A 3,903-nucleotide genomic window follows, 5' to 3' on the forward strand; every position below is an offset into this window, starting at 1 on the left:
TTCGAAATAAATCGATTGTTCGGCGGGTCGATCAGCGCCCCGGATGGTCTTCCGCTGACCGAGATGTCGCAATATTGCGATCGTCCGACCCTCATCCCTTCGTGCTCGGCCGTTGGTTTTTTACCTCAGGGAAATCGCTAGTTCTAGAGGGAAATTCTCCGTAAATAAGTGAGTGATTTGAGACGCTCGATCAAACTCCCCGGAGAATTTCTACTCATCTATAACATATTTTGAAATTAAGTCGTTTCTTTTCAGAATGGATACCAAATCACCCTGAGCAAGTTCGTAATGTGCAACATCTTCATGATTAAATGTGCCGCAATGACACAATTATTTGGTGGAGAGTAAGCATATGTCAGCAGCCGTTTTCTATGAGCGCGCAGTAGCGCTGGACCGGTCTACGCATCGCGAAACCCGCATTCAGATCCAGCCCGACCACTACGCATTTGCCCGGGAAACCAACGCGCTGCCGATCTCTGCCAGCGAATTCGCCGATGCTGGCCGCCACTATCCCATCGTGTTCGTCGGCGATGCGCCCGGCTCCTTTCACGTGGCCGTGCTGCTGGGCCTGGAAGACAAGAGCAATCTGTTCGTCACCGACCAGGGCACGTGGGCTGCCGAATGCTATGTGCCGGCGTTCGCGCGCCGCTACCCCTTCGTCCTGGGCACGACCAACGATGAAAGCCGGCTGGCCGTCTGCATCGACGAGTCCTATCCCGGCTTGAATCAGCAGGATGGTGTCGCCCTGTTCGACGGCGACAAGGAAACCCCTTATCTGGCCCAGATGATGGAGTTCCTGCGCGCCTTCCAGGACGAAATGGAAGTGACGAAGAAGATGGCCAACCGCCTGCACGAGCTGGGCCTGATCGTCTCGAAGTCGATCACCATCTCGCAGGGTGGCCGTGACCACTACCTCAGCGGCTTCTGGGTGGTGGACGACCAGAAGCTGGCCGGCCTGGACGACCAGCGCGTCGTCGAACTGTTCCGTTCGGGACTGCTGCGCCTGATCGAGCTGCATCGCGCCTCGCTGGGCAATGTGCAGCGCCTGGCCGCACGCCTGGATGAGCGCCGCCGCCAGCAGGAACAGAGCCGCAAGGACATCGAATCCTCCACCGACGTCGCACCGAAAGGCCCTGCGCCGGCGTGAATGCCCGGCATGGGTTGACCGCGGGTGTCCCCCGCCACTTGATCACCTCGCGAACGACGCCATGCCGACGACTGCGATCCTGACTCCTCCCGTCGTTCCCGCAGCCGCGGCGGCGTCTTCCGGCGCGACGCCAGCGGACACCGGGGCGGAGCAACACATCCCGCTGCACACGCTCAGGGGCGAGCAGCGCGTGTGGGCCGACCGCCTGATTTCGGCGTTTCATGGCCGCCAGATCGATGGCGTGGAGTGGTCGCTGAAGTTTTCCATGGCCGGCCTGGTGGGCAACCGCTTTTTGCTGGGCATCGCCCGGCAGAACTGGGACGGCATCGTCTTCGCGGCGTTGCCCCGCCTGCTGGCCATACCGCAAGGGCTGTGGCTGCGCATCCTGCAGGACATGGATCACGCGCGCGCCATCTTCTTCGCCTATGAACCGGAGGAGGGCATGGGCGCGGGGACTTATCGCGTCTATGTGGAGTTCATGCCCACGCCCGACGCGTTGCGCCAGCATGGGGTGTTGCCGCTGGGCTGCGGCTACAAATGGCATCCCGCGACGGGCCGTGAAGCGGCCATCACCACATATCGCATGCGCCACCTGGACAACCGCGCGGCTTTCGACCGGCACCTGCAGCCCTATCTGGCCAGCCTTGCCAATCCGGTGGCGCGCCACGTGGCGGCGGACATCATCGGCGCGGCGAGCGCAGCCGCTGACCCGGCCGGCTTCATGTTCCTGGAAGTGGATGAAGCCGATACGCGCCGGGAATCCTTCACCGTGACGTTCCGTGGCGCCGACCTGCCGCTGCGATCGCACATCCCCGACCTGCTGCGCGTGGCTTCCAGCTTCGCGCTGCCACCGGCCGGCGTGCTGGAATTTTTCGTACCAGACGAACCTCGCAGCATCTATAGCCTGGCCGCTGGCAGTGCCAGGGACGGCAATGAATTTATGACGGTCTACTATGACTAAGAACAAGAAAAACACGAGCACGCAGCAACCTGTGCAAGCCGAGCGCCGCGTGGCGCTTGCGCCGGCCATGTTGGCAGCCATCGTCGGCCTGGCTGGCTGCACTGGCCTGCCGTCGGCGCCGCCGCGCAGCGATCCAGGCAAGGACTACATCGGCTCGCGAGTCGAGTCGGAGCAGGACGCCGACACGGTAGCCAACGCCGCGCAGGCCGGCAAGGCCGGTGACAAGCAGCAAGCGTCTTCGGGTATCAAGACCGCTTCCGGCGAACTCGTCATGGGTGGCGAGCCCGCTGCCGGCGATGGCGTGTTCAAGGGCGCCAGCGACACCATCTCCAACAAGCCGGGCAGCACGCCGCCCCTCAAGCCGCGCGCCGGCGAGCAGTTGGACAGCGTGCCGACCAAGCCGGCGCCGCGCCTGGACCAGACCCTGGTCATGCCGGCACCCGCCGACATCGATCCGGAAAAGATGAAGGCTTACGACAGCGCCAAGCTGCCCGCCGACGGTCCCTTGTCCTTGCAGCAGGTGTTCGCGATGGCGCTGGACAATGATCCCACGCTGCGCGGCGCCTACGGCGAAATGCAGGCCGTGGGTTACGGCGTGACCGCCGCACGCGCGGCCTTGCTGCCCAATGTGAACGTCGAAGCCAACTACGCGCGCGAAAGCCAGAACGTCGTCAAGAGCGAGAACTCGGTCTACCAGCAGGGCCGTGCCTCCTGGGGCGACAACGGCTATGCCTTGACCCTGACGCAACCCATCTACGATCCGGCTGCCTTCCAGAAGTGGCGCCAGGCGCAGGACACCGAGCGCAAGGAAGTCGCCAACTTTGCCTACGCGCAACAGGACCTGATGCTGCGCACGGCCACCGCGTACCTGAGCATACTGGCCGCGCAGGACCAGATCGAATTGACCGAGGCCGAACGCAGCATGACGCGCAGCCAGATGGAACTGGTGCAGGCCAAGTTCCGCGCCGGCCAGGTGACCCAGGTGGGCGTCAGCGAAGTACAAGGCCGGCTTGACGTGCAGGACGCCAACTATCTGCTGGTGAAGAACGACCTGTTCGACAAGCAACAGGCCTTGCAGGAAATCATCGGTTATGGCGATGTGCCCTTGCTGCCGATACGCAAGGACCTGCGCCCCGTGGTGCCGCAGCCGCTGAATCCCGATGCCTGGGTGCAGAAGTCGCTGGAACAAAACTGGTCCATCCGCGCGGCGGCGGCCGCCGTGTCGGTGGCCGAGCGCGAGGTGTCGGTGCAGAAGGCGGGCTATCTGCCCAGCCTGAACATGAAGGTTTCCAGCGGCCGTAATGAAACGGGCGGCTCCCTCTTCGGTGGGGGCAGCACGGTGCAGGACACGCGCGCCCAGCTGAACCTGATCATCCCCGTGTTCCAGGGCGGCTACACCTACGGCATGACCCACGCGGCGGCCAGCCGCCTGGGTACGGCGCAGACGCAACTGAGCCTGACGCGGCGCAAGGTGCAGCGCCAGGTGCTGACCTCGCTGCAAAGCATTCTGGCCAGCGTGGACCGGATCAAGGCGCTGGGCAGTTCGGTGCAGGCCTTCCAGCAGGCCCTGGACCTGAAGCAGGCGGGCTACAAGTCCGGACTGAACGACATCGTCGCGGTGCTGGACGCCACCCGCAACTTGTACAACGCCAAGCGCCAGGAAGCGGAAGCTCGCTACAACTACCTGCTGGATACGCTGAAGCTGAAGCAGGCGGCCGGCGTATTGAGCGGCATGGACATCGCGGCGATCAGCAGCGCAGTGCTGTAAGAACAAGACAACGACAAGAGCAACGAC

General features: G+C 63.4%; 3 protein-coding genes. All 3 read left to right on the forward strand.

Translation table 11 applies throughout. The annotated features are described in order from the left end of the window. The first annotated feature begins 352 nt into the window (after positions 1 to 352). Positions 353 to 1,147: a SapC family protein gene (locus tag CEY05_RS23290; RefSeq protein ID WP_088599648.1), complete on the forward strand. Its 795-nt coding sequence runs from the start codon at positions 353 to 355 to the stop codon at positions 1,145 to 1,147. Between the two features lie 61 nt (positions 1,148 to 1,208). Then, positions 1,209 to 2,108 (forward strand): hypothetical protein, encoded by a 900-nt coding sequence (locus tag CEY05_RS23295; RefSeq protein ID WP_233161672.1) that lies wholly within the window; start codon positions 1,209 to 1,211, stop codon positions 2,106 to 2,108. Next, entirely contained in the window at positions 2,101 to 3,876 is a 1,776-nt protein-coding gene (locus CEY05_RS23300; RefSeq protein ID WP_233161673.1) for a TolC family outer membrane protein, read from the forward strand. Before CEY05_RS23295 ends, CEY05_RS23300 begins: the two co-directional genes overlap by 8 nt. Positions 3,877 to 3,903 lie beyond the last annotated feature (27 nt).

The sequence above is a fragment of the Achromobacter sp. HZ34 genome, assembly GCF_002209485.1.
Lineage (GTDB): Bacteria > Pseudomonadota > Gammaproteobacteria > Burkholderiales > Burkholderiaceae_B > Bordetella_C.

Bases quoted from the DNA above. Each gene is read 5' to 3' on its own strand.
- CEY05_RS23290 (WP_088599648.1), top strand. From the start codon at position 353: ATGTCAGCAGCCGTTTTCTATGAGCGCGCAGTAGCGCTGGACCGGTCT.
- CEY05_RS23295 (WP_233161672.1), top strand. From the start codon at position 1,209: ATGCCGACGACTGCGATCCTGACTCCTCCCGTCGTTCCCGCAGCCGCG.
- CEY05_RS23300 (WP_233161673.1), top strand. From the start codon at position 2,101: ATGACTAAGAACAAGAAAAACACGAGCACGCAGCAACCTGTGCAAGCC.